The sequence below is a fragment of the Streptomyces sp. NBC_01214 genome (assembly GCF_026340975.1).
Lineage (GTDB): Bacteria > Actinomycetota > Actinomycetes > Streptomycetales > Streptomycetaceae > Streptomyces.
The window spans coordinates 731,172-754,974 of sequence record NZ_JAPEOS010000003.1 but is presented as its reverse complement, the minus strand read 5'-3'; the positions used below and the strand labels follow the sequence as shown (position 1 = coordinate 754,974).

The window sequence follows — 23,803 nt, the reverse complement described above, 5'->3', positions numbered from 1 at the left end:
GCCGGCCGCGAGGGCTTGGTCCGCTGCGGCGACCAGGGTGGCGCCGTCCGCAGCAGTGGCAGCCCGGGCAACGTGCCCGTCGGGGCGGATCAGCGCGGCACCCACCCGGGTCCAGGCGGCCGGGGCTGCTGAAGGATCTCGGTGCGTACCACGAGGCCCGGCCGCTCCAGGCCGTGTCGTGATGGACATCCGGATGCCCCTGCTGGGCGGCATCGAAGCGACCGAGCGTCTGGCCGGCCCCGCCGCGGACGCTCCGCCGAAGGTGCTGACGGCCCGGCGCGGCTCCGGGACCGACGCGGCCCGACACCCCGGTTCAGCGGAAGATCGCCATGGCCTGCACCTCCAGCACCGCCTCCTCCGCGTTCCAGTCCTGGACCTTGCCCAGGCAGCGCGCGGAGAAGGGGCCCCTCGGCACCTCGTTGCGCAGCCCCTCCGTGGCACAGGTGACCCGTACCCGCGGCCCGCGAGCGGGGTCCTCGGGGTCTCCGTACGGGGCGAGGAAAACCGTGCCCTCCGGGGTGTCGTCGATCTTGCGGAACCGGCCGCGAATGAGCACGAAGTCCTCGATGTCCCGCAGCCGTATGTCCCGGTGCGCCGGGCCGGGACGTGCGGGCCGGGACTCGGGCGCGGCGGCGAGCGCCTTCGTCAGCGCCTTGTTGCGCAGGACCGTCTGGTTGACGAGATCGACGTGGACGATCACGTCCTTCTCCTCCAGCACGTCCATGACCAGGCCGATCACCGATATGGGCTCGGCGACTTCCAGGTACCTGCTGACGACCTCGCGGTTCTCCCGCCGGCCCGCGTCCGCCCCGACCCCGAAGACCTTGGTCCGGATCGTCCCGTCCTTGCTGTCGCTGGTCCGCTGCTCGACCTCCCGGCGCAGCGCGGCCGCGTACCCGCGCATCTGGTAGTGGTCCATGACGGACTTCTCGTGCAGGTAGAAGCAGATGCTGTACGTGAGGTTCTGCCCGGCGGAGCGGCCTACGCCGGTGAACCAGGACACGGCGAGCACCACGAGCGTGAGCACGCCTCCCGCCGTCAGCAACCACACGAGCATCCAGGGCCACCAGACGCCCCACCACTCCTCACTCAGTACAGCCACGGGTCTCCTTGAAGGCGTTCAGCAGTGACTGGGCGGTGGCGTCGACCATCCGTCCGCCGGTGGCTCGCGCCGCGCGGTCGAGTTCCCGGGGGTCGGCGTCGCCGTAGCGAACGGTGTACGTGTGGACGGCCCGTGCCGCCGGGGGCAGCGCACGGTACCGATCGAGGAAGGCGTCGAGCCCGGTCCCGGCGTTGTTCTCGCCGTCCGTCATGAGGACGACCGAGGCGCTCTGCCCGGGGAAGTCCCGTACCAGTTCGGCCGCTCGGCCGTAGGCGTGGTCGAGTGCGGACCACACTGCGGTGTCCTCTGCAAGGTCGTCGGAGGCGACGGCCTGCCGCAATAGATCCAGATCGGCCTGCGTGCGGTAGGTGATGGTGCGTTCGTCCAGTACCCGGCCGGCGAAACGGATCACCGTGAACGACTCGCCCCGGTGGAACCTGAGGAACTTGCCCGATCGGGAGTCGTCCGCGCCGCTGAGCCCGGCGAACGTGGCGCGGAGCGCGGCGATGCGCTCGCCCGCCATCGACGTGGAGAAGTCGAGGACGAAGAACACCCGCGCGGGCGGCGCACCCTCGGCCTTTCCATAGTCGGCGAGCAGCCGGTCGAGCACCTCCTGCCGGTCGGGGAAGTACAGGGCGTTGCCGATGGGCGGGCGAAGGGACTCGATCCGGGGGACGGCGGGGTCGACGGGCCGGCGCAGCGTCCGTTCCATGATCTTCTTCTGGACCGGTCCACTCTTCAGCCAGGCCACGAGCCGGTCGTACGCGGCTCGCTTCGCCGGGTCGAGGAGCAGCAGGGGGTAATCGGCGAGCACCATGCCGTCCTCGGGGTGGACGATCTCCAGCGGCTCGCGCAGCCGCCCGCCGGCGTTGAGCGCCAGGAGCTCGGACTCGTAGGTGACGAGTGCGTCCAGCTCGCCCTGGCGGCGTACGAACCCGTCCGCGAGGGCGGCCGGGGAGTTCTCGGTGAGGAGGCGCCCGGTGAAGAATCCCCGGAGCCGTTCGCAGGAGACGTCCTCGGGTCGCAGGGCGGAGCCCGTCCCCGCGGCGGCCGTAGCGACTCCGACGAGCGCGGCCAGGCCGCTGTCGGTGTGCCGAGGGTCGGCCATCCCGAAGGTCAAGGAGCCGTCGGCGGCGGCGTCAGCCACGTCGGCCCAGGAGATCCGGCCGTCGGGCGTACGCAGCCGCAGCCGGTCCGCGGCGGCCCGCTTGAGGCCGATCGCCACCGGGGACCGCATGATGCTGGTGGCGAGCGGGCTCTCGGTGTGGACTCCGGCGGCCTTCAGCCTCAGTTGGAGGGGACGGTCGGAGGAGAGCCAGGCGAGGTCGTGCTCGTGGTGAGTGCCGGCGAGCGCCCGGGCCACGTCGTCCGTGCCCCGGTCGTCCATCTCCAGCGCGATCCCGGTATCGCGCCGCAGCTCGTCCAACAGGGGCTTCATGTCCTGGAGTTCCGAATCGGCCAGCACCCGCAAGGTGACCGGCTGGTCCCCGCGCGCCGTGCAGGCCGTGCCGGCGAACAGCCAGAGGAGGCCCAGGCACAAGCACAGCGCGAGCAGGCCGGTCGTTCGACTGCGGCCGCTCACGTGGGCGGCCCGCCCGCCACGTCGGCGGCCGGGCAGTCGCCGATCCGGGAGATCATCCGCTCCAGGTAGCGCATGCGGGGCATCGGGGAGCGGGTGTCGTTGCCGGCCACCGAGGGTACGGGGATGTGGTGGTCCTCCAGGAACCGGGTGAGCTGGTCGCCCGCCACCTTGCCCGCCGGGTCGAGGATCCGGAAGCCCAGCTCCATCGCGCGGCGCCGCAACCCGGTTTCGTGGGTGAGTAGTTCACCGAGCCGGTCGCCGTCCCGGTTCAGCGCGATGAACTCCGGCTGGGTGACGAACTGGGTAGAGGGGTACAGCAGCACCCGTTGCGTGTCCAGCCGCTTCGACTCGGCCCGGACCTGCGCCTGGTAGGTGAGGTACTGGTGCTCGTACGCCACGACGAGCGGGGCGATCCCCTTGCCCTCCGGGGAGATGTACGTACGGAACACGTCGGACGCCGGCAGCCCCTGCTGCATGAGGGGCGCGATGGCGTCGGCGCGGGCGTCGGCCTCCTGGTCGGTCGAGGGGACCTCGCCGCCGTTGCCGCGCCAGGTGTAGGAGACCAACGCCAGGTAGGTGCCCGCCGAGTTGGACTCGCAGACGTCCGGGGACTGGACCACGATCCGGTTGGCGTTCGCGATCCCGTGTCCCTGGATGCCCAGGTCGTTCCAGCGCTTTCCCTCGTTGATGCCGGAGAGGAACTTGTCCATGTCCAGGACGTAGTAGAGCGGTTGGTCCGGGTCGCCGCCGGCAGAGGAACCGGGCTGCGGGGTGGCGATCCCGGCGTCGCGCAGCGTCTCGGCGTACTCCCGGTAGGTGGCGAGCACGATCGGGCTGACGAAGGGGCGGTGCACCTTGGCGTACTTGTTCTCCGCGGCGAGCCGAGTCGTGATCAGGTCGCCCGCGGGCTGGCCGGAGGGGAAGACGAAGTCGTACCCGGACAGGTCGCGGACGGCGACCTCCCGCGATCCGGCGCTGGTGATGTGCAGCCGTATGTGGTGCCGCAGGAGGATGCGCTGGACTTCGGGGTCCTCGAAGTAGTCCCGCTTGGAGGCCATCCTGCCCTCCAGGGTGACGATGCGCTCGGCCGGCAGGGCCGCGTTCCCCGACTCGGCCAGCAGCGCGCCACCGATCAGCACGACCGCCAGCGCGGGCGCCAGGACGGTCGCGAGCCTGCGTCTGGGCCACCGTGAGGACACCGGCCGCCCGACGGCCAGGCGCGGTTCCTCAACGACCCGTAACTCCCCACCCACCGCTATGCTCCCCCCTTGGCGCTTCTCCGCCGCACCGCCGGGAGCGTACCCGCGCGTTCGGGTGTCCGATGCACAGTTCACCGAGAATTCGCTTGAACGATCGAAGGGCCGCCTCGGACCGCCCCGAAGGCCCTTCGGAGCGTGGCCGCGACCGGAGAACCATCCACCCCCATGGCAGTCGGCGAGGCGGGCCGTGTAGTCACACGCGCCTTCCAACGCGACGAAGAGAGCCACACCGTGTGCCCCGCCAGACCAGACCCGCTGCTCGGCACAACACGTTGTACCGAGCAGCGTCGGGCCTCGAACGCCACCGAGAGCCTCATGGCGAGACATCAGCCGACCTGACGAACCGTCACCGCAGTCAGCATTGGGTCAGCACTTGGTTCGGGCAAAGCTGACCGCAGCTGGTGACACCTGGAAACGTCGAGCGCCCGGCGGGGGCCTCCCGGAGCCCCCTGCGCTCGTCCCGGTGGAACGATCTCCTCACGGGATGGGGTCTCCCCTCGGCTGATCGACCTGGTCCAGAAACGCGCAGTTCAGCGCACCCGTCCGCGGGCTTTCAGGGGCACCGGCGGGAGTTGCGGGGCCGGAATCGGAGCGCCGTCGTAGCCCTTGACCTTGCCGTAGCGGGTGCCGTTGGTCCAGGCTTCACGGAACTCCTCGATGTCCGCCTGGCTGCGGCCGATCCAGTTCCAGAACGTAATACGAGATCTCCGTCTTCATGCAGGTCAGGAACTGATTGGAACCTCTGGGGTCAGCAAAAGGTCAGCATTGGCGCCCCAGGAGTCGCGCACCGCACGGCAACGAAGTCGCTCTCCCACGGCATGGGCACCTTCTACAAGGACTGCGAGCACCCGCAGTCCGGCTGGTCGAAGTGCCCGCACGAATACACGCTCCGTTACCGCCGCGCGGCCGGGAAAACGGCGGGCCTGGTTCCGGGCCGACCGCAGTCCGTCCTCGGTCGCTGCGTACCGCGCCTCCGGGCTCCGGCGCTGGAGCGTGGAAGTCCTGAGCGACCAACCCGTCGGGCGTGCCGGTCACCACCGCGTCAGGCATGGCGAGCCGCTGCGTGATCCTGTTCCACGGTCCTGGCCAGGCGGGCCAGCATCCCCCGGTGGCGGAGCTGGAGCAGTACTTCGATCGCGGGGTTGTGCAGGGTTCCGCCCACGCCGCGCAAGGGGTGCTCATCGCAGACGACCAGGGTCTCCTCGCCCCACGGCCGGAGCTGGAGGAAGATCCTCGCAGTGCCCAGCGACTTGAACGACGCTTCCAGTTCCAGCTCCCGGCCGGCTTCCCTGTGGCGTACGGTCGTCACCCCTTCTGTCGACCAAGGGCCCAGCCGCACGGTGTAGCGCAGCCGGGATCCGACCTCTGGCCAGGCCTGATCGAGCGGTGTGGACTCGGACGGGCCCACCACCCACTCCCCGTACAAGGTCGGATCGGCGAGCACCGCCCACACCGCCTGCGGGGGCCGATGAATCAGCTGGTTGCGGACGGCCATGAGAGAAGTCCTTCTGCCGGAACGGACACTGTTCCTGGACCGCCGACGGCCGGCGCCCCGGGGCACTGGGCGAAGCCCTTCGTGTGCCGGTAGCGACGCTCGTGCCCTCGTCCTTCGGCCTCGCGTCGGCTCAGCGCGAAACGTCGGCCCGCGACCACGGACGGCTGTGACCGTCTCGGGGACTGCCGCGGCACACCGCAAGGGCGGCGCACGGCCAGGCTGCGCTACCCGCGGCCGCGCTCGGCGGGCGGGTCCTGGGGGTCCACGCCCGTCGAGGCGGAAGCGTCCTTCGTTCCGCTGGGACGCTGCGACCGGCCCCGGGGGCCCAGGTCGTGCATGCCCTTCGCCCCAGAGCCCTTGCTCTGGTCCTCCCCGCGTGCTCCCCTGCTCTTCACCGGTTTGCCGTGGGGGTTTCCGGCCTCTTCCTTGGAAACCGTCCGGCCGGGCCCCTTGTCCGGGGCGTACTCGTCCGGGTGGAAGGAACGGTGGGCACTCGGGTTCTCCTGCTGACGGGTCTCGTCCACGTCCGGCGACCAGCCGTGCTGCTTGGTGCCCTCGTGGCGACTCGGACCCTTGCCGTGGGCGGGCTGGGACGGCTTCGGCTGCTTAGTCATTGGCCTGGCCTGCTGTCTGTCTCGGGATGGGCGCACGGGTACGAGCGCCTCTACCGCTGTCTTGCCATCGTCCCACCGTTCGCGGAAGTGGTCGCGTCGGGCTTTGGAGGGCTCAGCGCGCTCCTGGGACCGGGGCACGGGCACGGCCTTCGGATCCGGCAAGGCGACAGCAGTTGAGCGCGATCGCCCACCCGCTGTGCCGCCCGAGGGAGAAGGGCCAGTTGGCGGCGACAGCCTGAAGTGTCAGGGGCGCATGTGGTCGACCGGCGCGAGGACTTGACCACGCCCGTTCACCCCGACGTGGATGTGGCAGCCGCACACCATCCCGTCGTGCGAGCAACCGGGGAGGGCCACCGGGCGGGCGTCCGCTCGTAGGAGCGCAGTTCGGCTTTCACCACACGCCGCCTCGGACGGGTGGGAGCCGGAGCCGACTCTCCCGCAGCACCTCGCGCCTACCCCGCCGCTCGGCCGCCGGTCGCTGCCGGGAGCCGCCCCTTCGGCGCACGCGCCCGTACCACCGTAGACCGGCGAAGCAGCCCTCCCCTGGCCTACCATGCCGTTGAGGGTTTCGGGACGACACGGCCGGAGGGCAGATGCCGAAACAGGGCCGGGAATCCGGAGCGGACCCGGGCGGCGCACGGCCGCGGGCCCTGAGGTTGGCCGGGCTTTCGGCAGCTTCCGATACCGGGATGGACCGTTTCGCCCGGCTGGTTTCACGACTGCTCCACGTGCCGGTGGCCTTCGTTTCGCTGGTCGAGGAGGAGCGGCAGATCCTGCCCGGACTGTTCGGTCTGCCGGAGCCCTGGGCGGGGAGCCGCGCGCTGCCGCTGTCGCACTCGCTCTGCCGGTACGTGGTGGCCTCCGGGCAGCCCCTGGTCGTACCCGATGCCCGCGCCGACGACCGGCTCCGTAGCAGCCCGGCCATCGGGGATCTCGGGCTCATCGCGTATGCGGGGATGCCGCTGACCGACGCCGACGGGCTGGTCCTGGGCTCCTTGTGCGCCATCGACCACGAGCCGCGGACGTGGGGTGACGGCGAGCTGGCCGATCTGGAGGATCTGGCCGCGGCCTGCTCCGCCGAGCTCTGCCTGCGCATCCTGTCGGCGCAGAGCCGGTCCGCGCAGAAGGTGCTGGAGACCGCGCGGGCCGCCGCCGAGCGGGCCCGGAGCGACGCGGAGCGCTTGGAGCAGGAGGCCCAGTCCGGCATGGACCACGCCGAGCTGCTGCTGAGGGCCTCGGAGGAACTGGCCCAGACGTCCGGGCTGGAGGACGTCCGGCGCAGGCTGCGGGACCTCTTCGTCGGTGTCGGGAAGCCCTCGTACGTCGGCCTGCTGGTCGCCGACAAGGACGAACTCCACCGGATTGCCGACCCGGACGTCGAGCACTCGGTGGAACGGGAGGTCCTCACGCTGCCCGCGAGCGCGGCGTTCCCGAGCACCCGGGCCATGCGGGAACGGCGGGCGGTTTTCGTGCCCGACCGTGAGGCGCTCGTCGCCGGGTACAGCCCCGAGGCGGTCGGCTTCTTCGACCGCATGGGCTTCACCACCGTGCTGTGCCTGCCGCTCTGGGGCAGCCGCGCCCTGCTGGGCGTACTCGCCGTCTGTTGGGCCAAGCGGCACGAGGTGGGGGTCACGGAGCGGGCCACGCTCACCGCCGCTTCCGGTTACATCGCGCAGGCGGTGGAGCGCGCGCTGCACCTCGACGAACGCATCTCCGTGGCCCGGCAGCTCCAGGAAGCCATGCTCACCGACCTCCCCGATGCCGACCACATCGAGATCAGCGCCCTGTACGAGCCGGCCGCGGTCGGCGACATGATCGGTGGGGACTGGTACGACGCCTATCACCTGCCGCCCGCCTCACCCGGCGGCGAGCCCGCAGCCCTCATGGTGACGGTGGGTGACATCACCGGCCACGACATGCACGCAGCCACGATCATGGGCCAGATCCGCAGCATGCTGCGGCAGGCCACCCTCGACCACCCGCCGTACAGCCCGGCCACGGCGCTGACCGCCCTCGATGCCGCTTGTTCGGTCTTGCCCATCGAGGCCGGCGGCACGCTGGTCCACGCACGCCTCGACCTCGCCGACGGCGGTCCCGACTGGACGCTGACCTGGTCGAACGCCGGTCACCCGCCGCCTCTGCTCCGTACCCCCGACGGCCGGGTGACCCTCCTGGAGGAGCACGACATCCTCCTCCACAGGGACCTCGGGCCGTTCCACCGGACCGAGGCCCGGCGCGGCCTTCCCGCGGGCTCGACGCTGTTGTTCTACACAGACGGGCTCATCGAACGCCGCGGCCACGACATCGATGCCTCCCTCGCGCAACTCGTCGCCCTGCTCGCCCGCCACGGTGACAGTCCGCTGCCCGAACTGCTCCACCTGATCAGCCACAGGCCGGCGGACCCGGCTCCCGGGGACGACGTCGTCGTACTGGCGCTGCGCGTTCCCTGACGGCGTGACCGGCCGCTTCCTGGGAACCTTGCAGATGCACCTTCAGCCGCAGGGAGCGGCGCGCCTTGCCCGAAGAGGCCGACGCGCCGCTCCCCATGGTCGAGAGCCCGCCCTCACGGCCCCGGCACGGAACGCAGAGCGCTGTGCCCCTGGTCCCAGGCGTCTCGGAGGTGGACCGCGAGGCGGTCCTCCAGCAGGACGGTCGCCGCGCACCCGAAGGCGATGTCCGCCTCCAGGTAGGGCTCGTCGGCCAGCAGGCCTCCGATCACCTCGTGGCGCACCACCTGTTCGTGGACGGCGTCGGCTTCGACGTGCTCCGCGTAGAAGTGCTCGGCGGAAGGTCCCGCTCCGCAGCGCAGCATGGCTTTGGCGAGGCGCCTGGAGCCGGGCGACGAGGTGACCTCGACGCACGCGAAGTGGCCGACGAGCGCGCCGCGCAGGGCGCGGTGGAGCCCGAAGAGGGACATCAGGTTCACGGTCGCGAGCAGCGGCGCCGGCGCGCGGTCCAGGTAGCGGCCGTAGTCGGGATCCAGTTGCAGGTCGGCCATGAGGTCCGCGAAGAGTTGTACGTGGATGCGGTCGGCGCGGCCCGCGCCGAACTCGTCGTACTCGATGGCGACCATGGCGGCCTTGGCCCGTCCGGTGAGGCGCGGGATGATCCAGGCGTGCGGGTCGGCTTCCTTGAGGTGGTAGAGGGAGCGCAGGGCCGCGTACTCACGCAACTGCCAGAGCTCGCCCTCGGTTTCCAGGTGGTGACTGAGACTGCCGGAGAGGTCCACGGGCTCCACCAGAAGCGGGGCGAAGGCTTCCTCGACCGTTCGGGGTGGGTCGGGCAGCTCGGTGCGCAGGGCGTGCAGGACGCGGGTCTCCAGCGACTGGCGCAGCCGCAGCAGCTCCGGGTCCCATTCGCGCTCGTCGTCCACGCCGTCGAAGCCGCGGTAGTGCAACTCGTACAGCAGGTAGAGGGCGAGCTGGAGGTCCTCGCCCCAGGGGTCCGCCTTGAGTACGGACCCCGTGGCGTACACCGGCGGGCCGCCGGATCGCAGGGCCTCGGTCACGGCGCGGGACAGCTCGCCCCGGGCCTCGACCAGGCAGGGTCCGGCGGCCGACGCCACCATGGTCAAGCCCGGGCTCATGCTCGGAGGGGTCATCGCGGGTTCCTGTCCTCGGGGGGCGAGCCGCCCCGCTCACGACAGCGGTGGCTGGTGTCGCACCACGGGTACGCACGGCTGCGGCGGCAGGTGCACACCGCGACCATGAAGCGTTCGGACCGGGCGACCGTCCCGTCGTCCAGGACGATCTCGACCGGCCCCTCGACCAGGACCGGGCCCTGCGGGTCCACCGATACCCGGCGGGCCGGCGTTTGGACGGGAGCCGGGACGGAAGCCGGGGAGCTGTCAGAGGGAGCGGGCACGGATGATCACCAACTCTTCCCACTCGTCGGTTGCTGCCGCCAGACCCCGCCGCTCCAGCCAGGCCCGTCGCGAACGCAGCACGGGTCCCCACGGCACCGAGGCACTCGCCGTGACCTCTGCGGCCAGCCCCACCCCGGTCAGGCGGTCGAGGGTCTCCCCGGCCCCGCACAGCGCCGAGTGCACCATGAGCAGGACACCTCCGGGACGCAGCAGGGCCGGGGCGCCGGCGCAGATCCGGTCGATGACCCCGCGCCCGTCCGGACCGGCGTCCCAGGCACGCTCCGGCCCACGCGACGGCAGCCGGACCCCCGGGGCCGGGACGTACGGCGGATTGGCGACCACCAGGTCGAACCGGCACCCCGCGGTGCGCGCCGCGAAGTCGCCGTGCAGGACGCGCAGCGGCAGCCGTCGGCGCAAGGAGTTCAGCCGCGCCGTGACCACGGCGGGCCAGGAGACGTCGACCGCCGTGACCCGGGCTCCCCTGCCGGCGGCGTGCAGGGCCAGCGCACCGGTGCCCGTACCGATCTCCAGCGCGTCGGTCCGCGGCCCGAGATCCTCCAGGGCCAGCGCCTCCGCGAGGAGAAGGGTGTCCGCCTGCGGCCGGTAGACGCCCGGCAGGGCCATCAGGGCGACCGGGAGCGGGGGCAAGGACAGAGCCGTGGCGGGCACCGCGTACCTCCCGGATTCGGATGCGGCCCGCGGAGCGGACCGCGGAAATCGACCGACATGCTGCGGCTGCCCGGAACTGAGCGGCCCATCCGAATTCTCGTCGGTCTTCAGAGGATCAGACGAGTATCGGCCTTTCCCGGTATTCCCACGGGCGGCTACTCGGCGCTTCGCGTCCCGGAGCGCACCGGGCCGGCTCACACGCGGGGCGCCTGGTCGCCGGCGTTTCCGTCCGGCGTCTGCCACGAATCCTCGCGCCCCCGCGCCACGGGATTCTGCGCGGCCGGCCGGACAGGGGCCCGGCGCCGCGCGCTGCGTCGGCTGCCGTACCAGAACGCGCCGACCAAAAGGACGACCACCGCCACGCCGGCGAACATGAGGAAAAGTACTCGTTGGCCTTCGGCCGCGAGAATTTCGGTAGGAATCATGGCTCGCGCCTACCCACAATCGGCGGGCTTACGGGACATCTCCCTCCCGGAATCCCTCCCGGAATTCGCGGCAGGGAACGGGCGGCGGTCGTCGGAGCGGGCGCGCCCCCCTTCGGAGGCTGCGCCTCCCCGTCACCGAGGCACCGCAACGGCCCTGCCCGGTGGTGTGGACGTGCAGGTCGGCGCCGGCGCGGGGTCAGCCCGGCCAGGTGCCCGTCACGCGACGTGTGGCCACGGCACCCGAGCGGTCGACAGCGGCCTTGACCACGGCGAAGATCGCGCCCTGGATGGCGGCGGCGATCAGGATCTGCTTCCACGAGCGGTCTTCGTCCGTGGCGCTGGGAGCATCGCCTTCTCCCTCGACGACCTTCCAGACCTGCTTGAACGCCGCCGCCGCGATCATGCCGCTGACAGCACCCAGGGCCAGACCCACCGGCTTGTACGCGACCTCGGAGGCTCTCATCGGCTTCGGCGGCTGCGCCGCACCAGCAGAAGGACGACCAGAGCGGCGCCGCCGGCCACGAGCAGCGGCCTGCGGTTGGCGCGTGCCATCCTCGCGGCCCGGCCCGCCTTGTCCAGGACCGGCTCGGGCGTCGTGTCCTTCACCAGCTGGGCCGCATGCCGGGTCTTCGTACGGATCTGGTCGGCGACGGCGCCGGCCGTTTCGGCGGCCTGTTGCTTCATGACGGCTGTCTTCTCTCTCGCCTGCGCCTTGATGTCGGCCTTGTCCGCCAGCGCCTCGATGGTCTGACCGAGTTCGTCGCGGGTGCGCTCGACCTGCTCGCGCAGCTCGTCGGGGGTGGGTGTGCCGATATCGGTTCGCGGTTCGTTCGTCATCGGAACGCTTTCTCCTTGATCTCGGCCAGATCGGCCTTGACGCTGTCGATGGTCTGCTCCGGGACGGGTGCGCCTGCCTCGGCGATACCTCTCACGATGCGCACGCCGTTGTCATGGCGCGCCTACCCGGTAAACGAACGAGCAGCCACGCCACGAGCAGATCCTTTTGCGCGGGCGGCGCGGTCCTGTGCGATCACCTCTCCATGCGGCGGCGGTCCTGATCGCTCCAGGCGCGGGTTCCACGGGGCCGGACATAGGGTTCGGCGTCCTCGGGCAGCCCTCCTGCTATCGCACGCTGACGGGCCAGTTCCGCGTCGAACTCCAGCCCGAGGAGGAAGGCGAGGTTGGTGATCCACAGCCAGACCAGGAAGACGATCACGCCGGTGACCGTGCCGTACGTCTTGTTGTAGGAGGCGAAGTTCGCGACGTAGAAGGCGAAGCCGGCCGAGGCGGTCATCCAGATCACCAGGGCCAGGCAGCTCCCCGGCGTCACCCACCTGAATCCACGGCCCTTGGCGTTCGGCGCCGCCCAGTACAGGAGCGCGATCGTGATGGTGACGAGGAGGACCAGGACCGGCCATTTCGCGACCGACCACACCATCAGGGCGCTGTCGCCGATCCTCAGGGCGGTGCCCGCGCGCCGCGCCAGGTCGCCGGTGAAGACGACGATCAGGGCGCCCGCACAGGCGAGGACCATCAGCGTGACGGTCAGCGCCAGGCGCAGCGGCAGCACCTTCCACACCGGGCGGCCCTCCGGCACGTCGTAGACGGCGTTCGCGGACCGGATGAACGCGGCCACGTAGCCCGAGGCGGACCACAGCGCCACGGCGAGGCCGACGATCGCCATCAGCGATCCGACGCCGCTGCGGCCCTGCAGTTGCTCGACCGCCTCCCTGATCACGTCCTGGGCTGAGCCGGGCGTCAGCTCCTGCAGGTCGTCCAGCAGTCGCGCGGTCGTCGACTCCCCGGCCAGGCCCAGCAGGGAGACGAGCACCAGGAGGGCGGGGAAGAGCGCCAGCACCCCGTAGTAGGTCAAGGCCGCGGCGCGATCGGCCAGCTCGTCGTTCCGGAACTCCTCGGCCGTGCCGCGCAGTACCGCCCGCCAGGAGCGTGCGGGCAGGTCAGAAGGCTGGTCCGGGGCCCGCTCCTCGCCCCGCTCGCTCGGACCCGCGAGAGAATCCCGCCCGGTGTCGGCACGATCACGGTCACGGCCCTGAGCTGGGCTCGGTAGGGGTGTCATACCCCCCGGCTTTCCCCCGCAGCGCAACTCATGCCCGTACGGCCTTCGGAAACAAGGCCCCTTCGCGGGGCGCGGCCCCGGATCCGACCTGACCGGCAAGAAACCCCCTGGAGCCAGGCGTTGCGGCGGAAGGAGCGATGGAGGAAGTGAGCAGTTCGTCGAGCGTCCGTACTTCGGTGTCGGTGCGGTGCAGGTGATCGGCCACGTCGCGGAAGTAGGGCAGGGCCGTCGCCGGACGCCCTTCGTCTGCCGGACCGCTCAGCAGACCGGGCAGGACGGGCACCAGCGGCTGCACGGCGTCCCGGAACTCACGGACCTCTCGCTTCAAGGAGTAGATCTCCTCCGTGTGATCGACGCGAGAGGGCGAGGAGACGCGGTCCTCCAGCCGGTTGAGCGCGGCGCGCACCGTCTCGGCGGCCTCGCTGTAGGCGTCGACGACGACGTCGAGCACGGCGCGCAGAGCCGACAGCGGGCCGAAGCGCAGCATGGACGGGTCGGCTTCCAGCCGGCGGGCTGCTTCGGCTGCCGGGTGCACCGGGCCGTGGCGGACGGTGAGTACGTAACGGGGCCGACGAAGAGCATCAACTCGCCCGTCTGCACCGAAGTTTCCTCGTCGACGTACCAGAGGGTCCTCAGCGCGACGGCCAGTACGTCACCGAAGCGCCCCCGCTTCGGCCGCTGGCCGGCCTGGACCGCGTCCTCGACCGCCAGGCGGTGCAGGCCCAGATGCTCGGCCAACTGCACGAGCTCGCCCTCGGCCGGGTCGACCAGTCGTACCCAGCCGAACTCGCCTTCGCCCAGCCCGCGCAACCGCTTCAGCACCAGTCGGCAGGCCTCGCCGTCCGCGCCGCACTCGACGGTCTCCGACCGGCCCGACCGCTCCTCGTGCACCACGCATTCCATACGCCGCACATGCGCCAGAACCCTGATTTCATGCGTGCCCACGGACCGCTCGCGGTCATGCCTCCGGCCTCCGGCGGATGCCGCAGCATGGATGCGGGAGGCGCTGACTTCTCTCCGCCCCGCTGCGCGGCGGACTCATCGGCGGCTGACAGGAGCGTGAGGCGCTGCGCGTACCGCCTTGCCCCGGCCGCAGGCCCCTTCGTGCGCCCACGCGGCCAGGTGTCGGACCAGGACGCAGGGACGCGCTTCCGCGACTTCCACACCCGCGCGACGGAGCCAATGGGGACGAATCACATCGCTTGCGACATCAAAGAGGGATGTGCGGGTAGCCGGACACCATGGACCCCAACAAGCACACGCCGCTCCGCGCTGTCGCGCTCGTCTGCACCCTGTCCCCCTCCCCCGCGCCGTCGAGCTCCCAGCTGCTGGCCGAACAGACGATGGCCGCCCTCGCCGAGCACGGTGTCACCGGGAAGACCGTCCGGATCGCCGACCACGACGTGAAGCCCGGTGTGAAGACGGACATGGGCGACGGGGACGCCTGGCCGGAGATCCGGGACACCATCCTGGGCTGCGACATCCTGATCCTCTCCACGCCCATCTGGCTCGGCCACCCGTCCAGCATCGCCCAGCGGGTCCTGGAGCGGCTGAACGCGGAGATCTCCGAGAGCGACGACGAAGGCCGCCCGCTCACCTACGGCAAGGCTGCCTCGGTCTGCGTCGTCGGCAATGAGGACGGCGCGCACAAGGTCGGCGCCGACCTCTTCCAAGGCCTGAACGACATCGGGTTCTCCCTCGCTCCGAACGCCGTCACCTACTGGGTCGGCGAAGCCATGCAGAAGACCGACTACCAGGACCTCGACAAAACCCCCCAGAAGACGGCGGCCACGACCAAGACCCTCGCCGCCAACACCGCCCACCTCGCCCGCCGCCTCAAGGCCGCCCCCTACCCAGCGAGCTGACCTGCGGCTCCGCCCCTGCACACCGCGCACCGCGCAGCCCGGACCGGAGATGTCACGGCTCTCGCCCGTCCACCACGTCGACGGCCCCAAGGAGAAGGATCATGAGCAAGCAGCAGTCATCGACCGGCACCGCCAGGAGCGAGCTGCCGGGCAGGCCCGGCCCCGAGTCTCCGCAGCTGATCGAGCCGACGGAGCCCACGGAACCCCTTCCGCCGAAGCCCGACCAGGACGGCCCCGAGACGGTGGGGCCGACCGGACAGGCGACAGGGGTGGACCAGGTGCGCGTGGCGCAGAGCGGCGCGTACCTGACGACGGCCCAAGGGACGCGGCTGCCCGACACCGATCACTCCTTGAAGGCCGGACCCCGCGGCCCGGTGCTGCTGCAGGACCACCATCTGCGCGAGAAGATCACGCATTTCGACCACGAGCGGATCCCGGAGCGGGTCGTCCACGCGCGTGGTGCTGCCGCTCACGGCGTCTTCCAGGGCTACGGAACGGCCGGGGAGGTGTCGAAGGCCGCATTCCTCGCCAAGGACGTGGAGACGCCGGTGTTCGTGCGGTTCTCCACGGTCCTCGGTTCGCGCGGTTCGGCCGACACCGTGCGCGACACCCGCGGCTTCGCGACGAAGTTCTACACCGACGAGGGCACCTTCGACCTGGTCGGCAACAACATCCCGGTGTTCTTCATCCAGGACGCCGTCAAGTTCCCCGACGTCATCCACGCCGCCAAGCCGCATCCGGACCGCGAGATCCCGCAGGCGCAGAGCGCGCACGACACGTTCTGGGACTTCGTGTCCCTTCACACCGAAGCCACCCACCACACCCTCTGGAACATGTCCGACCGCGGGATCCCGAGGTCGCTGCGGATGATGGAGGGCTTCGGCGTCCACACCTTCCGTCTGGTCAACGCGGCCGACGAGAGCGTGCTGGTGAAGTTCCACTGGAAGCCGAAGCTCGGCGTGCATTCCCTGGTCTGGGAGGAGGCGCAGATGATCAGCGGGATGGACCCCGACTTCCACCGCCGGGACCTCTTCGACGCCATCGAATCCGGCGCCTTCCCGCAATGGGAGCTGGGCATCCAGGTCTTCCCCGACACCGAAGACCAGACGTTCGAGGGCATCGACCTCCTCGACCCCACCAAGATCGTGCCGGAGGAGCGCTCACCCGTTCAGCCGATCGGGCTGATGACCCTGAACGCCAACACCAAGAACTACTTCGCCGAGACGGAGCAGGTCGCCTTCCACCCCGGACACCTGGTTCCGGGCATCGACGTCACCGACGACCCACTGCTCGCCGGCCGGCTCTTCTCCTACCTCGACACACAGATCAGCCGCCTCGGCGGCCCCAACTTCGGCCAGATCCCCATCAACAGGCCGCACGCCCCCGTCAACGACATGCTGCGCGACGGCATGCACCAGAGCGCCGTCCACACGGGCATCGCCCCCTACCGGCCGAACAGCCTCGACGGCGGCTGCCCGTTCCTCGCCGGAGCCGATACGGCCGCCTTCATCGAGGTACCCGTCACCGTTCCTGAGGCGAGCAAGGTCCGTGAGGCGCCCGCCTCGTTCTCGGACCACTTCATCCAGCCGCGCCTCTTCTGGCTGAGCATGACCCCGCCCGAGCGCGAACACATCATCGCCGCCTACACCTTCGAGCTGACCAAGTGCTACGAGCAGGCCGTCAAGGAACGCACCCTGAAGGTGCTGGCGAACATCGATCCGCAGCTGTGCGAGCAGGTCGCCTCGGGCCTCGGGCTGCCGGCACCGGCCGCCACCGTGCCACTCGTCGCGGCCGACCCCAGCCCCACCCTCTCCCAGATGGGCGGGACATGGCCGACCGACGGCCGCGTGATCGGCATCGTCGCCGACGCCACGGCCGACCTGGACGGCGTACGAGCCGCCCGCCAGGCCGTCCTGGACTCCGGAATGGTGCCCCTCGTCATCGCCCCGACCGGCGGCACCCTCGACGGTGACGGCGACGGCGACCCGATCGCCGTTCAGCGGACCTTCGCCACCGCCCGCTCCGTCGAATTCGACGCCGTCCTGCTGGCCGGAGTGCCCCAGGCCGGCGCGGACGCGTACGGCGCCCGCGACGCCAAGGCCGGCACGGCACAGCCCCCCGAAGCCCCCGACCCGCGCGTACTGCTGCTCCTCACCGAGGCGTACCGGCACGGCAAGGCCATCGGCGGCTGGAACGGCGCGGAACGGCTCCTCGAATCCGCCGGCATCACGGCAGACGACCCCGGCATCGCCGTCGCCGACAGCGGCAGCGCGGTCGCGGCCGCCGCCACGACCGCGCTGGGCGGGCACCGGGCCTGGGACCGGTTCCCCGCCGCCCTCTGATCCGTGCCCGCCCCGGTCCCGCACGGAACCGGGGCAGCCCGACAGGCTGGAGAAGCGTCAGCGTTCGGCGTAGCGAGGGTCGTCCGTACGAGGCATCCCGCCCGGCCAACAGTGTCACCACCACCCCACCGGGTACACGGGGTCAGGGCGGTCGACCGCGCCCCCGATGGACGATCGAAGGAGACCTGGTGGACGGGATCGTACTGCTCAAGGAAGACCACAAGGCGGTCGAGAAGCTGTTCAAGCAGTTCGAGAAGGCCGGCGACAACGCGCACGCCACGAAACGGACGATCGCCGACCAGGTGATCGAGGAACTCACCACGCACACCTGGATCGAGGAAAAGATCTTCTACCCAGCTGCCCGAGAGGCCGACCCCGACACCAAGGACCACGTCCTCGAAAGCATCGAAGAACACCATGTCGTGCTGTGGATGCTCTCCGAACTCAAGGACCTCGACCCGGGCGACGAGCGGTTCGACGCCAAGATGACGGTCCTCATCGAAAACGTCCGCCACCACGTCGAGGAAGAGGAAAAGGAGTGGTTCCCGGACGTCCGCAAGGCCATGGGCCGCAACCGCCTCACCGAACTCGGCGTACAGATGGAAACGGCGAAGAAGACCGCCCCGTCCGATCCCTTGGCCGTCCCCAGCGCATGACCTCTCCAGCCGTACGGACGGCCGGGATCCGAGGGCATGGACACGCCCGCGCGACCGGCCCGGCGGGAGACTGGTCGTTCGGGTGCCAGTGGAGACCGGGGCGGGATCGCGGCGTGACACCGGGTAGGCGTCGCGTATGAACTCACACACCCCTGACGCCTCGGCCGTGACCGGGCGGACCTCAGTACTCGACACCGCCTCGACCCGGTGGCTGACCGCGCTGGACCGGCTGGAACGGACCACGGTCGCCGATCCGGCGATCAGGGTGCTCCAGCGGGGCATCCGCGCACTCCCCCTGGGCGGGATGCGTGATCTGCTGCGCGGCAGGCCGCTCGGGCACCCCCTGCATCCCGTGCTGGTGCAGGTACCCATCGGATGCTGGCTCTCGTCCGCCGTGCTGGACGTCGTACCCGGGACGCAGCGTGCGAGCAAGACGCTCGTCTCCGTCGGCCTGGCCGGGATCGCCCCGGCAGCCGTGGCCGGCTGGGTGGACTGGGCGGACCTGCCTCCCGAACAGGCCCGGGTCGGCCTGGCCCACGCGGCCTCGAACGCGGCCGCGGTGGCCTGCTACGCCGTGTCCCTGACGTCGCGGCTGCGCGGCCGCCCGGCGAAGGGCCGACTGTGGTCCCTCGGCGGGCTGGCCGCCGTCGCCGTCACCGGCGCCCTGGGCGGGCACGTGGCCCATCGCCGGGCGGTCGGAGGGTACCCGGCAACATGAGCGACACCGGCGGGCTCCCCTCCCTCCGGACTCGGCCCTCGTTTCAGGAGGCGGGCGGCGTGGCGGTGTGGTCCGGATGGCCGTGGGTGCGGCGGATCGTCTTGAGGCGGGCCTCCAGGAGGTGCTCACGCCCGCCGGCCAGCTCGTCGACGATGTCGCCTTCCATTGCGGTGAAGGGCCGGTGGTAGGTGGAGTCGTAGGCCTCGATGATCTGGAACGTCCAGTGTCCCGGGATGACGTTGCGGCCCACGATGTCGCGCTCGACCCGTGCGGCCTGCTCCTCGTGGCCCGCCTCGCGCAGGAGCCGGACGGCGTCGCCGAGCTCGAAGTCCGCGGTCCCGGTCAGCTGGTGGAATCCGTAGAGGTGTCCGCGGGCCCGCTCCGTGGTCTCCAGAGCCTTCGAGAGCGCGCCCAGGGCGCGCAGTGTCTTCTCGTCGACGCCTTCGGGCACCTGGTGCTCCGGGTCCATCTCGCGATTGCTGTCCATGGTGATCTTCTGCCCTCAAGCCGCCTTCCCGAGCCGCCGATTGAGCCGTACGGAGCAAGGCATCCTCACGACCCGGGCACCACATGGCGGTGACCGTCCCGGTCCTGCCTTCGATCCGGGTGCGTGAAGCGGTGAAAGCGGGGCAGGCGAAGTCCAGGCGGAGCGCAGCACATCCGCCGAGCACGGCGTACGGAACAAGGAGGATCGGCGGAGAAGCACTTCCCCGCCGTCCCCCGTTGACCGGAGGAGTTGTTTTCGCGTGACTGAACATGTGTGGAGTTACCAGCCGACCGCGGGCCACCTGGCCGGTACGGACCTGACCGGCTACAAGGTCGAGGCGACCGACGGGAGCATCGGCAAGGTCGACAAGCACTCCGACGAGGTCGGTGACGCCTACCTGGTCGTGGACACCGGCGTATGGATCTTCGGCAAGGAAGTCCTGCTGCCGGCGAGCACAGTCGTCAAGGTCGACCCGGAGGACAAGAAGATCTTCGTCGACCGCACCAAGGAACAGATCAAGAACGCCCCCGAGTTCCACCGGGACAAGCACCTCGGCGACGCCGGCTACCGAGAAGAGCTGGGCACCTACTACGGCACCGGCGGCCCGTTCGGCGGCCGCCCCGCCTGATCCCTGCGGCCCGGATCCGAGCGATCCCGCACCCCCGGCCGGGGGTGCGGGATCGCCGCGTCCCGGGGGTTCAGCGCCGCCATCGGCGGGGAGGAACCGCCCACTCGCTGATGCGCCATCGCCACGCGCGCCGACGGCTACACGCGCCGCAGCGACCTGCGGCCGGTGCGGTGATCACGGCCGGGCGGGCAGCGCTGCGGCGGCCGGCAGCTCCTCGGCGGCACGGGTGATGAAGCGGCGGGTGTGCTCCGGGTTCAGGGCCTGGTTCTGCAGGTGGTCGAACATGGCGCCGTAGTGCCGCACGTCGGATCGTTTCTCCAGGTAGAGGTCGCTGGTGAACCGCTCCAGGTACACCGTCCCCGTGGCGGTGTCCGGGAAGTCGAGGATGGAGAACTGTCCAGAAACTCCCGGATGGGCTCCCGCGCTGTGCGGGAGGACCTGCACGGTGATGTGCGGCTGCTCGCCGAGGCGGTTCAGGTACTCGAGCTGTTCGCGCATGATCTCGGGGCTGCCGACCAGGCGGCGCAGTGCTGATTCGTCCAGCACTACCTCTAGACGGAAAGACCGGGCCGGGTGGTGGGCGCGGGACTGACGGCGCAGCCGTACCTCGAGGCGCGCGGCGATCTGCTCCTCCGCGGCCAGAAGGATCGTTTCCGCGATGACCGCCGCCGCGTAGGCGGGCGTCTGCAGCAGGCCGGGGATCACCAGGGGTTCGTAGGACCGGACAGAAGCGGCTGCCGTCTCCAGGCCGATGTAGACCGCGTACGGGACTTCCCCGCAGGCGACCCACCAGCCCTGTCGGTTCGATTCCCGGGCCATCTCCATCAACGAGTCGACGACCCGCTGGTCCGTGACCCCGTAGAGGCCGCACAGGTCCCGCACATCGCGCGGCCTGATCCCGCGGCGGCCGGTCTCCAAGTGGCTGACCTTGGGCTGGGAGATCAACAGGTGCTCAGCCACCTGCGTACTGGTCAGACCGCGGGCCAGACGGAGCCGGCGCAGCTCCGCGCCCAAACGGCGTCGTCTGACGGTCGGGTTTCCGTTCACCGCCACGGGCGGTCTACCTCCGGCTCGGGACTGTCTATCAGCCACGGAAATCGCCGCGGCCGGGCCCGGGTGAACGCATGCGCCGCAGAATGATGATCAGTGGGCCCCCGCTGTCGAGTGTCACGCGGCGCGAGCGGAGCCGCGTGCACAGCCCGAGCAGAATTCACCCGAATGCCACGGCTCTCCACCTGTTCGCCGGAAACAACCGCTCGTCTACCAAGCCTCTGGGGGGACGTCGCCAGGGGTCCGGCGGCCGTGCGGCTCACACGGGAGAACGTGTCGTCCTTGCCGTGTGACGTTGCGGGGTGTCCGGGCTGGTGCGGGCGGGCTTTGCGGGGCAGGCTGAAAAGTACAACGCCTGCCGGCGCAACGTTGCGGGAAAGGGGCGCTCGGGATGATCGAGATCGCGGATATCCGGGAGTGGCGTACCCATGACGTCGTCGATGCCGCAAGCCACAAGATCGGAGTGCTGGAGGCGGTCTATGTGGACACCAGCACCGACGAGCCGGCCATGGCCACCGTCCTGGTCGGGCTGCCCACCCGCCGCCACCTGGTCTTCGTCCCGCTGGCGGGCGCGGTCGTGGGGCCCGGCTACGTCAAGGTCGATTACGACAGGTCGCTGGTAAAAAAGTGCCCGGCGATCGGGACGGACGATGTCCTGCCCGCCGAGGACGAGGCGGCCGTCTTCGCGCACTACGGCCTGGCCTATCAGCCCGGCGTGAACGGCGAGCGGCAGCTCGCCCGCCGCTGACCGGCCCTTCGAGGAGGTGCCCTGCGTCATGACGCTCTTCCTGATTCTCGTCATCGTTGCGATCGTGCTGGGCCTCATCGGCGCCGTCGCCGAGGGGCTGTTCTATCTGCTGATCATCGGCATCGCCGTATTCATCGGCGCCCTGGTGTACCTGGTCCTGCACATCCGGCGTTCCGGCCGGCGCCACCGCACGCTCCGCTGACACCCCTCTGCGGGGCTTCGGGTACCGGCCTGTCGGGCAGCGGCGTGCCGGCGGGGGACGACGGTCTTCTCCTCCCGCTCGACGTACGGGGTGAGGGCTTGGGTGCGGCCTTGGGCGGTGCGCGAGCTGGGCCACCGGGCGTTGCCGGATATGAAAAGCGGCCGGAAGCCACCTGCGGATGAACTCACGCTCGATCCACGGAACGGCCATCGCTCAACAATTCGACAGGGCCGGTGTTCGATCCCACGCAAGAAAGGGAGCGCAAACAATCCCGATCAGAGTCATATGGATTGACGGAAGATCGATCGGCGCGCCCACCCTCCAACAACTCGTGAAATCACCCTCCTGGCGGCACTCCGCACGCTTGGCGGGTTTGAAAGCATTTCCATATGAGCGGCTCCGCCTCGTGCGAGTTAATCCAGCCCCATCCGGCGGGGGGACTATCACATGATAGGCGCGGTGAGTTTTGGTATTTTCATCGCGCCACGCTGCGCCGAATATGCTTGTAATTCCCCTCCCTCCCCTTGCCTATTTTTGCCACGTGAATGTTGCTGCGTAATATGCGGCAACAACGACAAGGCTTCCCGGGCGATCGGTAGGAGCCCGGTATGCCACGGCCCCCATAGGAAGTGGCCCCCCTCTCGATGAAGCTGAAATTCCAAGCGGCTCAGCGCCGCACTCTGTCCGGCTGGCTGGCCTCGGCCGTCGGGGTAACGGTTGCCGCCGTGATGGTCGCCGGATTGCCGACGCAGGCAATGGCCATCGCGACACCCGTGCCTCTGGCCACAGCCGCCAGCTTTTCCGTTCTGGCAGGTCAGGGTGTTACCAACACCGGCCCCTCCGTGATCAGTCACGACCTTGGGACGCACCCGAACCCTGCCATCTCCGGATTCCCCCCCGGCTTGGTGCTCGGCGCCGTCCACGCTGCCGACGCTGTGGCACTTCAGGCCAAGTCCGACCTGGTCCAGGCGTACAACAACGCTGCGGGGCAGGCCACGGACTTCGCGCTCGCGGCGGGAATCGGCGCCGGCCAGACCCTGCTTCCGGGCGTCCACACCGCTGTCTCCGGTGTCGGGCTCACCGGTGACCTGATCCTGGACGCCGGAGGAGACCCCAACGCCGTCTGGGTGTTCCAGATCCCTGAAGCCCTGACGACGGCATCCAATAGCCGAGTGCTCCTCACGAACGGCGCTTCGGCGTGCAACGTGTACTGGCAGATCGGGAGTTCGGCCACCCTCGGCACCACCTCCACCTTCGTGGGCACCATCATGGCTCTGACCTCGATCAGCGTTACCACGGGGACGAACATCGAGGGCCGGGCGTTGGCCCGTAACGGCGCCGTGACGCTCGACACCAACAGGATCTTCCTCGGCGGGTGCGCCACCGGCGGTACGACCACGGGCACCACGACCGGTACGACCACCGGCACGACCACCGGCACGACCACCGGCACGACGACCGGCACGACCACCGGCACGACGACCGGCACGACCACCACCGGTACGACCACGGGCGCGACCACGGGCACGACCGCCGGCACGCCTACCGCAGGATCGACGACCGGTACGACCGTGGGTCTGATCGGTGGCGGCCTCCTGGGCGGACCGATCGTCGACCTCGTGTCGGGCGGCACCTCGGGGAACATCGCCGGCAACACCTCCGGAAACACCGCGGGCAACACGGCCGGAAACACGACGGGCGGCAACACGACCGGCGGCAACACGACCGGCGGGACCATCACCGGGGGCAACGTCACCGGCGGGCACGGCGGTCAGCCCGGCGGCCCGGACCACGGCGGACTTGGCGGACCGGACCACGGCGGCCTGGAGCACCACGGGCCGGAGCACGGCGGGCCGGGCAACGGGCACGACGAAGGACCCGGTAAGCCGGACCACGGCCACGGCCACGACGGGAAGCCCGGCGACCACTACGGCTACGACAACAAGCCCGGGGGCCACGAGGGTCACCAAGGCCACGAGGGCTAGCCAACAGGCTGCACGAAGCCCGTTCATCGGATGA

General features: G+C 70.3%; 24 protein-coding genes and 2 pseudogenes. 9 read left to right on the top strand and 17 right to left on the bottom strand.

The window, feature by feature from the left end:
- Positions 1–313 precede the first annotated feature (313 nt).
- From OG594_RS39760 to OG594_RS39735, 6 genes and pseudogenes are all read right to left on the bottom strand, one after another.
- A complete protein-coding gene (locus OG594_RS39760; protein ID WP_266607245.1) occupies positions 314–1,102 on the bottom strand; it encodes a hypothetical protein in 789 nt (262 codons plus the stop codon).
- Positions 1,086–2,684 carry a VWA domain-containing protein gene (locus OG594_RS39755; RefSeq protein ID WP_266607244.1) on the bottom strand — a complete coding sequence of 533 codons (1,599 nt, stop codon included), beginning with the start codon at positions 2,682–2,684 and terminating at the stop codon, positions 1,086–1,088. Before OG594_RS39755 ends, OG594_RS39760 begins: the two co-directional genes overlap by 17 nt.
- Complete coding sequence (locus OG594_RS39750; RefSeq protein WP_266607243.1) at positions 2,681–3,937, bottom strand: hypothetical protein; 1,257 nt, start codon at positions 3,935–3,937, stop codon at positions 2,681–2,683. Before OG594_RS39750 ends, OG594_RS39755 begins: the two co-directional genes overlap by 4 nt.
- 536 nt (positions 3,938–4,473) lie before the next feature.
- Positions 4,474–4,641 (bottom strand): annotated as a pseudogene (locus tag OG594_RS39745) (pirin family protein); the annotation flags it as partial.
- Positions 4,642–4,985: 344 nt separating this feature from the next.
- Entirely contained in the window at positions 4,986–5,438 is a 453-nt protein-coding gene (locus OG594_RS39740; RefSeq protein WP_266607242.1) for an SRPBCC family protein, read from the bottom strand.
- Positions 5,439–5,662: 224 nt separating this feature from the next.
- On the bottom strand, positions 5,663–6,052 hold the full coding sequence (locus OG594_RS39735) for a hypothetical protein (RefSeq protein ID WP_266607241.1): 390 nt from the start codon (positions 6,050–6,052) through the stop codon (positions 5,663–5,665).
- A 689-nt stretch (positions 6,053–6,741) separates the two neighbouring features.
- On the opposite strand from OG594_RS39735, the gene OG594_RS39730 reads away from it, so the two are divergent.
- Entirely contained in the window at positions 6,742–8,502 is a 1,761-nt protein-coding gene (locus tag OG594_RS39730; protein WP_266607240.1) for a SpoIIE family protein phosphatase, read from the top strand.
- Between the two features lie 113 nt (positions 8,503–8,615).
- Here the strand turns inward: OG594_RS39730 and OG594_RS39725 are convergent, their stop codons facing one another.
- The 9 genes and pseudogenes from OG594_RS39725 to OG594_RS47220 all read right to left on the bottom strand — a co-directional run bounded on the left by OG594_RS39725 (position 8,616) and on the right by OG594_RS47220 (position 13,623).
- Positions 8,616–9,620: an iron-containing redox enzyme family protein gene (locus OG594_RS39725; protein WP_266608804.1), complete on the bottom strand. Its 1,005-nt coding sequence runs from the start codon at positions 9,618–9,620 to the stop codon at positions 8,616–8,618.
- 29 nt (positions 9,621–9,649) lie between these two features.
- Positions 9,650–9,916, bottom strand: a complete 267-nt coding sequence (locus tag OG594_RS39720; protein ID WP_266607239.1) for a CDGSH iron-sulfur domain-containing protein — start codon at positions 9,914–9,916, stop codon at positions 9,650–9,652.
- Positions 9,900–10,541: a HemK2/MTQ2 family protein methyltransferase gene (locus OG594_RS39715; protein ID WP_266608803.1), complete on the bottom strand. Its 642-nt coding sequence runs from the start codon at positions 10,539–10,541 to the stop codon at positions 9,900–9,902. Before OG594_RS39715 ends, OG594_RS39720 begins: the two co-directional genes overlap by 17 nt.
- Positions 10,542–10,780: 239 nt before the next feature.
- Positions 10,781–11,011, bottom strand: coding sequence for a DUF6479 family protein (locus OG594_RS39710; protein WP_266607238.1), 231 nt, complete (start codon positions 11,009–11,011; stop codon positions 10,781–10,783).
- Between the two features lie 196 nt (positions 11,012–11,207).
- A complete protein-coding gene (locus OG594_RS39705; protein WP_266607237.1) occupies positions 11,208–11,474 on the bottom strand; it encodes a DUF4235 domain-containing protein in 267 nt (88 codons plus the stop codon).
- Positions 11,471–11,848, bottom strand: coding sequence for a DUF3618 domain-containing protein (locus OG594_RS39700; RefSeq protein WP_266607236.1), 378 nt, complete (start codon positions 11,846–11,848; stop codon positions 11,471–11,473). Before OG594_RS39700 ends, OG594_RS39705 begins: the two co-directional genes overlap by 4 nt.
- A pseudogene (locus OG594_RS47225) lies at positions 11,845–11,934 on the bottom strand (phage holin family protein); the annotation flags it as partial. The gene OG594_RS39700 and the pseudogene OG594_RS47225, both read right to left, overlap by 4 nt.
- Positions 11,935–12,041: 107 nt before the next feature.
- Positions 12,042–13,088 carry a YihY/virulence factor BrkB family protein gene (locus tag OG594_RS39695; RefSeq protein WP_266607235.1) on the bottom strand — a complete coding sequence of 349 codons (1,047 nt, stop codon included), beginning with the start codon at positions 13,086–13,088 and terminating at the stop codon, positions 12,042–12,044.
- Positions 13,089–13,116: 28 nt separating this feature from the next.
- Entirely contained in the window at positions 13,117–13,623 is a 507-nt protein-coding gene (locus OG594_RS47220; RefSeq protein ID WP_323185429.1) for a CorA family divalent cation transporter, read from the bottom strand.
- Between the two features lie 706 nt (positions 13,624–14,329).
- On the opposite strand from OG594_RS47220, the gene OG594_RS39685 reads away from it, so the two are divergent.
- From OG594_RS39685 to OG594_RS39670, 4 genes are all read left to right on the top strand, one after another.
- Entirely contained in the window at positions 14,330–14,953 is a 624-nt protein-coding gene (locus OG594_RS39685; protein ID WP_266607234.1) for a flavodoxin family protein, read from the top strand.
- A 101-nt stretch (positions 14,954–15,054) separates the two neighbouring features.
- Positions 15,055–17,295, top strand: coding sequence for a catalase (locus OG594_RS39680; RefSeq protein WP_266607233.1), 2,241 nt, complete (start codon positions 15,055–15,057; stop codon positions 17,293–17,295).
- 188 nt (positions 17,296–17,483) lie between these two features.
- Positions 17,484–17,951, top strand: a complete 468-nt coding sequence (locus OG594_RS39675; protein WP_266607232.1) for a hemerythrin domain-containing protein — start codon at positions 17,484–17,486, stop codon at positions 17,949–17,951.
- Positions 17,952–18,087: 136 nt separating this feature from the next.
- Positions 18,088–18,669 (top strand): DUF2231 domain-containing protein, encoded by a 582-nt coding sequence (locus OG594_RS39670; RefSeq protein ID WP_266607231.1) that lies wholly within the window; start codon positions 18,088–18,090, stop codon positions 18,667–18,669.
- Between the two features lie 43 nt (positions 18,670–18,712).
- On the opposite strand, the gene OG594_RS39665 is transcribed toward OG594_RS39670, so the two are convergent.
- A complete protein-coding gene (locus OG594_RS39665; RefSeq protein ID WP_266607230.1) occupies positions 18,713–19,156 on the bottom strand; it encodes a hypothetical protein in 444 nt (147 codons plus the stop codon).
- A gap of 259 nt (positions 19,157–19,415) precedes the next feature.
- On the opposite strand from OG594_RS39665, the gene OG594_RS39660 reads away from it, so the two are divergent.
- Positions 19,416–19,784: a PRC-barrel domain containing protein gene (locus OG594_RS39660; RefSeq protein WP_266607229.1), complete on the top strand. Its 369-nt coding sequence runs from the start codon at positions 19,416–19,418 to the stop codon at positions 19,782–19,784.
- A 174-nt stretch (positions 19,785–19,958) separates the two neighbouring features.
- On the opposite strand, the gene OG594_RS39655 is transcribed toward OG594_RS39660, so the two are convergent.
- The gene (locus tag OG594_RS39655) at positions 19,959–20,837 is read right to left on the bottom strand and encodes a helix-turn-helix transcriptional regulator (RefSeq protein WP_266607228.1); all 879 of its coding nucleotides are present in this window, start codon (positions 20,835–20,837) and stop codon (positions 19,959–19,961) included.
- Positions 20,838–21,225: 388 nt separating this feature from the next.
- Between OG594_RS39655 and OG594_RS39650 the strand changes: the two genes are divergently transcribed.
- The 3 genes from OG594_RS39650 to OG594_RS39640 all read left to right on the top strand — a co-directional run bounded on the left by OG594_RS39650 (position 21,226) and on the right by OG594_RS39640 (position 23,769).
- Positions 21,226–21,582 (top strand): PRC-barrel domain-containing protein, encoded by a 357-nt coding sequence (locus OG594_RS39650; protein WP_266607227.1) that lies wholly within the window; start codon positions 21,226–21,228, stop codon positions 21,580–21,582.
- A 28-nt stretch (positions 21,583–21,610) separates the two neighbouring features.
- Positions 21,611–21,784 (top strand): hypothetical protein, encoded by a 174-nt coding sequence (locus OG594_RS39645; RefSeq protein WP_202198150.1) that lies wholly within the window; start codon positions 21,611–21,613, stop codon positions 21,782–21,784.
- Between the two features lie 644 nt (positions 21,785–22,428).
- The gene (locus OG594_RS39640; RefSeq protein ID WP_266607226.1) at positions 22,429–23,769 is read left to right on the top strand and encodes an ice-binding family protein; all 1,341 of its coding nucleotides are present in this window, start codon (positions 22,429–22,431) and stop codon (positions 23,767–23,769) included.
- Positions 23,770–23,803: the final 34 nt, after the last annotated feature.

Excerpts from the sequence above, each read along its gene's own strand:
- OG594_RS39740 (WP_266607242.1), bottom strand. The coding sequence starts at position 5,438 with ATGGCCGTCCGCAACCAGCTGATTCATCGGCCCCCGCAGGCGGTGTGG.
- OG594_RS39735 (WP_266607241.1), bottom strand. The coding sequence starts at position 6,052 with ATGACTAAGCAGCCGAAGCCGTCCCAGCCCGCCCACGGCAAGGGTCCG.
- OG594_RS39730 (WP_266607240.1), top strand. The coding sequence starts at position 6,742 with ATGGACCGTTTCGCCCGGCTGGTTTCACGACTGCTCCACGTGCCGGTG.
- OG594_RS39725 (WP_266608804.1), bottom strand. The coding sequence starts at position 9,620 with ATGGTGGCGTCGGCCGCCGGACCCTGCCTGGTCGAGGCCCGGGGCGAG.
- OG594_RS39715 (WP_266608803.1), bottom strand. The coding sequence starts at position 10,541 with ATGGCCCTGCCGGGCGTCTACCGGCCGCAGGCGGACACCCTTCTCCTC.
- OG594_RS39710 (WP_266607238.1), bottom strand. The coding sequence starts at position 11,011 with ATGATTCCTACCGAAATTCTCGCGGCCGAAGGCCAACGAGTACTTTTC.
- OG594_RS39705 (WP_266607237.1), bottom strand. The coding sequence starts at position 11,474 with ATGAGAGCCTCCGAGGTCGCGTACAAGCCGGTGGGTCTGGCCCTGGGT.
- OG594_RS39700 (WP_266607236.1), bottom strand. The coding sequence starts at position 11,848 with ATGACGAACGAACCGCGAACCGATATCGGCACACCCACCCCCGACGAG.
- OG594_RS39695 (WP_266607235.1), bottom strand. The coding sequence starts at position 13,088 with ATGACACCCCTACCGAGCCCAGCTCAGGGCCGTGACCGTGATCGTGCC.
- OG594_RS39685 (WP_266607234.1), top strand. The coding sequence starts at position 14,330 with ATGGACCCCAACAAGCACACGCCGCTCCGCGCTGTCGCGCTCGTCTGC.
- OG594_RS39680 (WP_266607233.1), top strand. The coding sequence starts at position 15,055 with ATGAGCAAGCAGCAGTCATCGACCGGCACCGCCAGGAGCGAGCTGCCG.
- OG594_RS39670 (WP_266607231.1), top strand. The coding sequence starts at position 18,088 with ATGAACTCACACACCCCTGACGCCTCGGCCGTGACCGGGCGGACCTCA.
- OG594_RS39665 (WP_266607230.1), bottom strand. The coding sequence starts at position 19,156 with ATGGACAGCAATCGCGAGATGGACCCGGAGCACCAGGTGCCCGAAGGC.
- OG594_RS39650 (WP_266607227.1), top strand. The coding sequence starts at position 21,226 with ATGATCGAGATCGCGGATATCCGGGAGTGGCGTACCCATGACGTCGTC.
- OG594_RS39645 (WP_202198150.1), top strand. The coding sequence starts at position 21,611 with ATGACGCTCTTCCTGATTCTCGTCATCGTTGCGATCGTGCTGGGCCTC.
- OG594_RS39640 (WP_266607226.1), top strand. The coding sequence starts at position 22,429 with ATGAAGCTGAAATTCCAAGCGGCTCAGCGCCGCACTCTGTCCGGCTGG.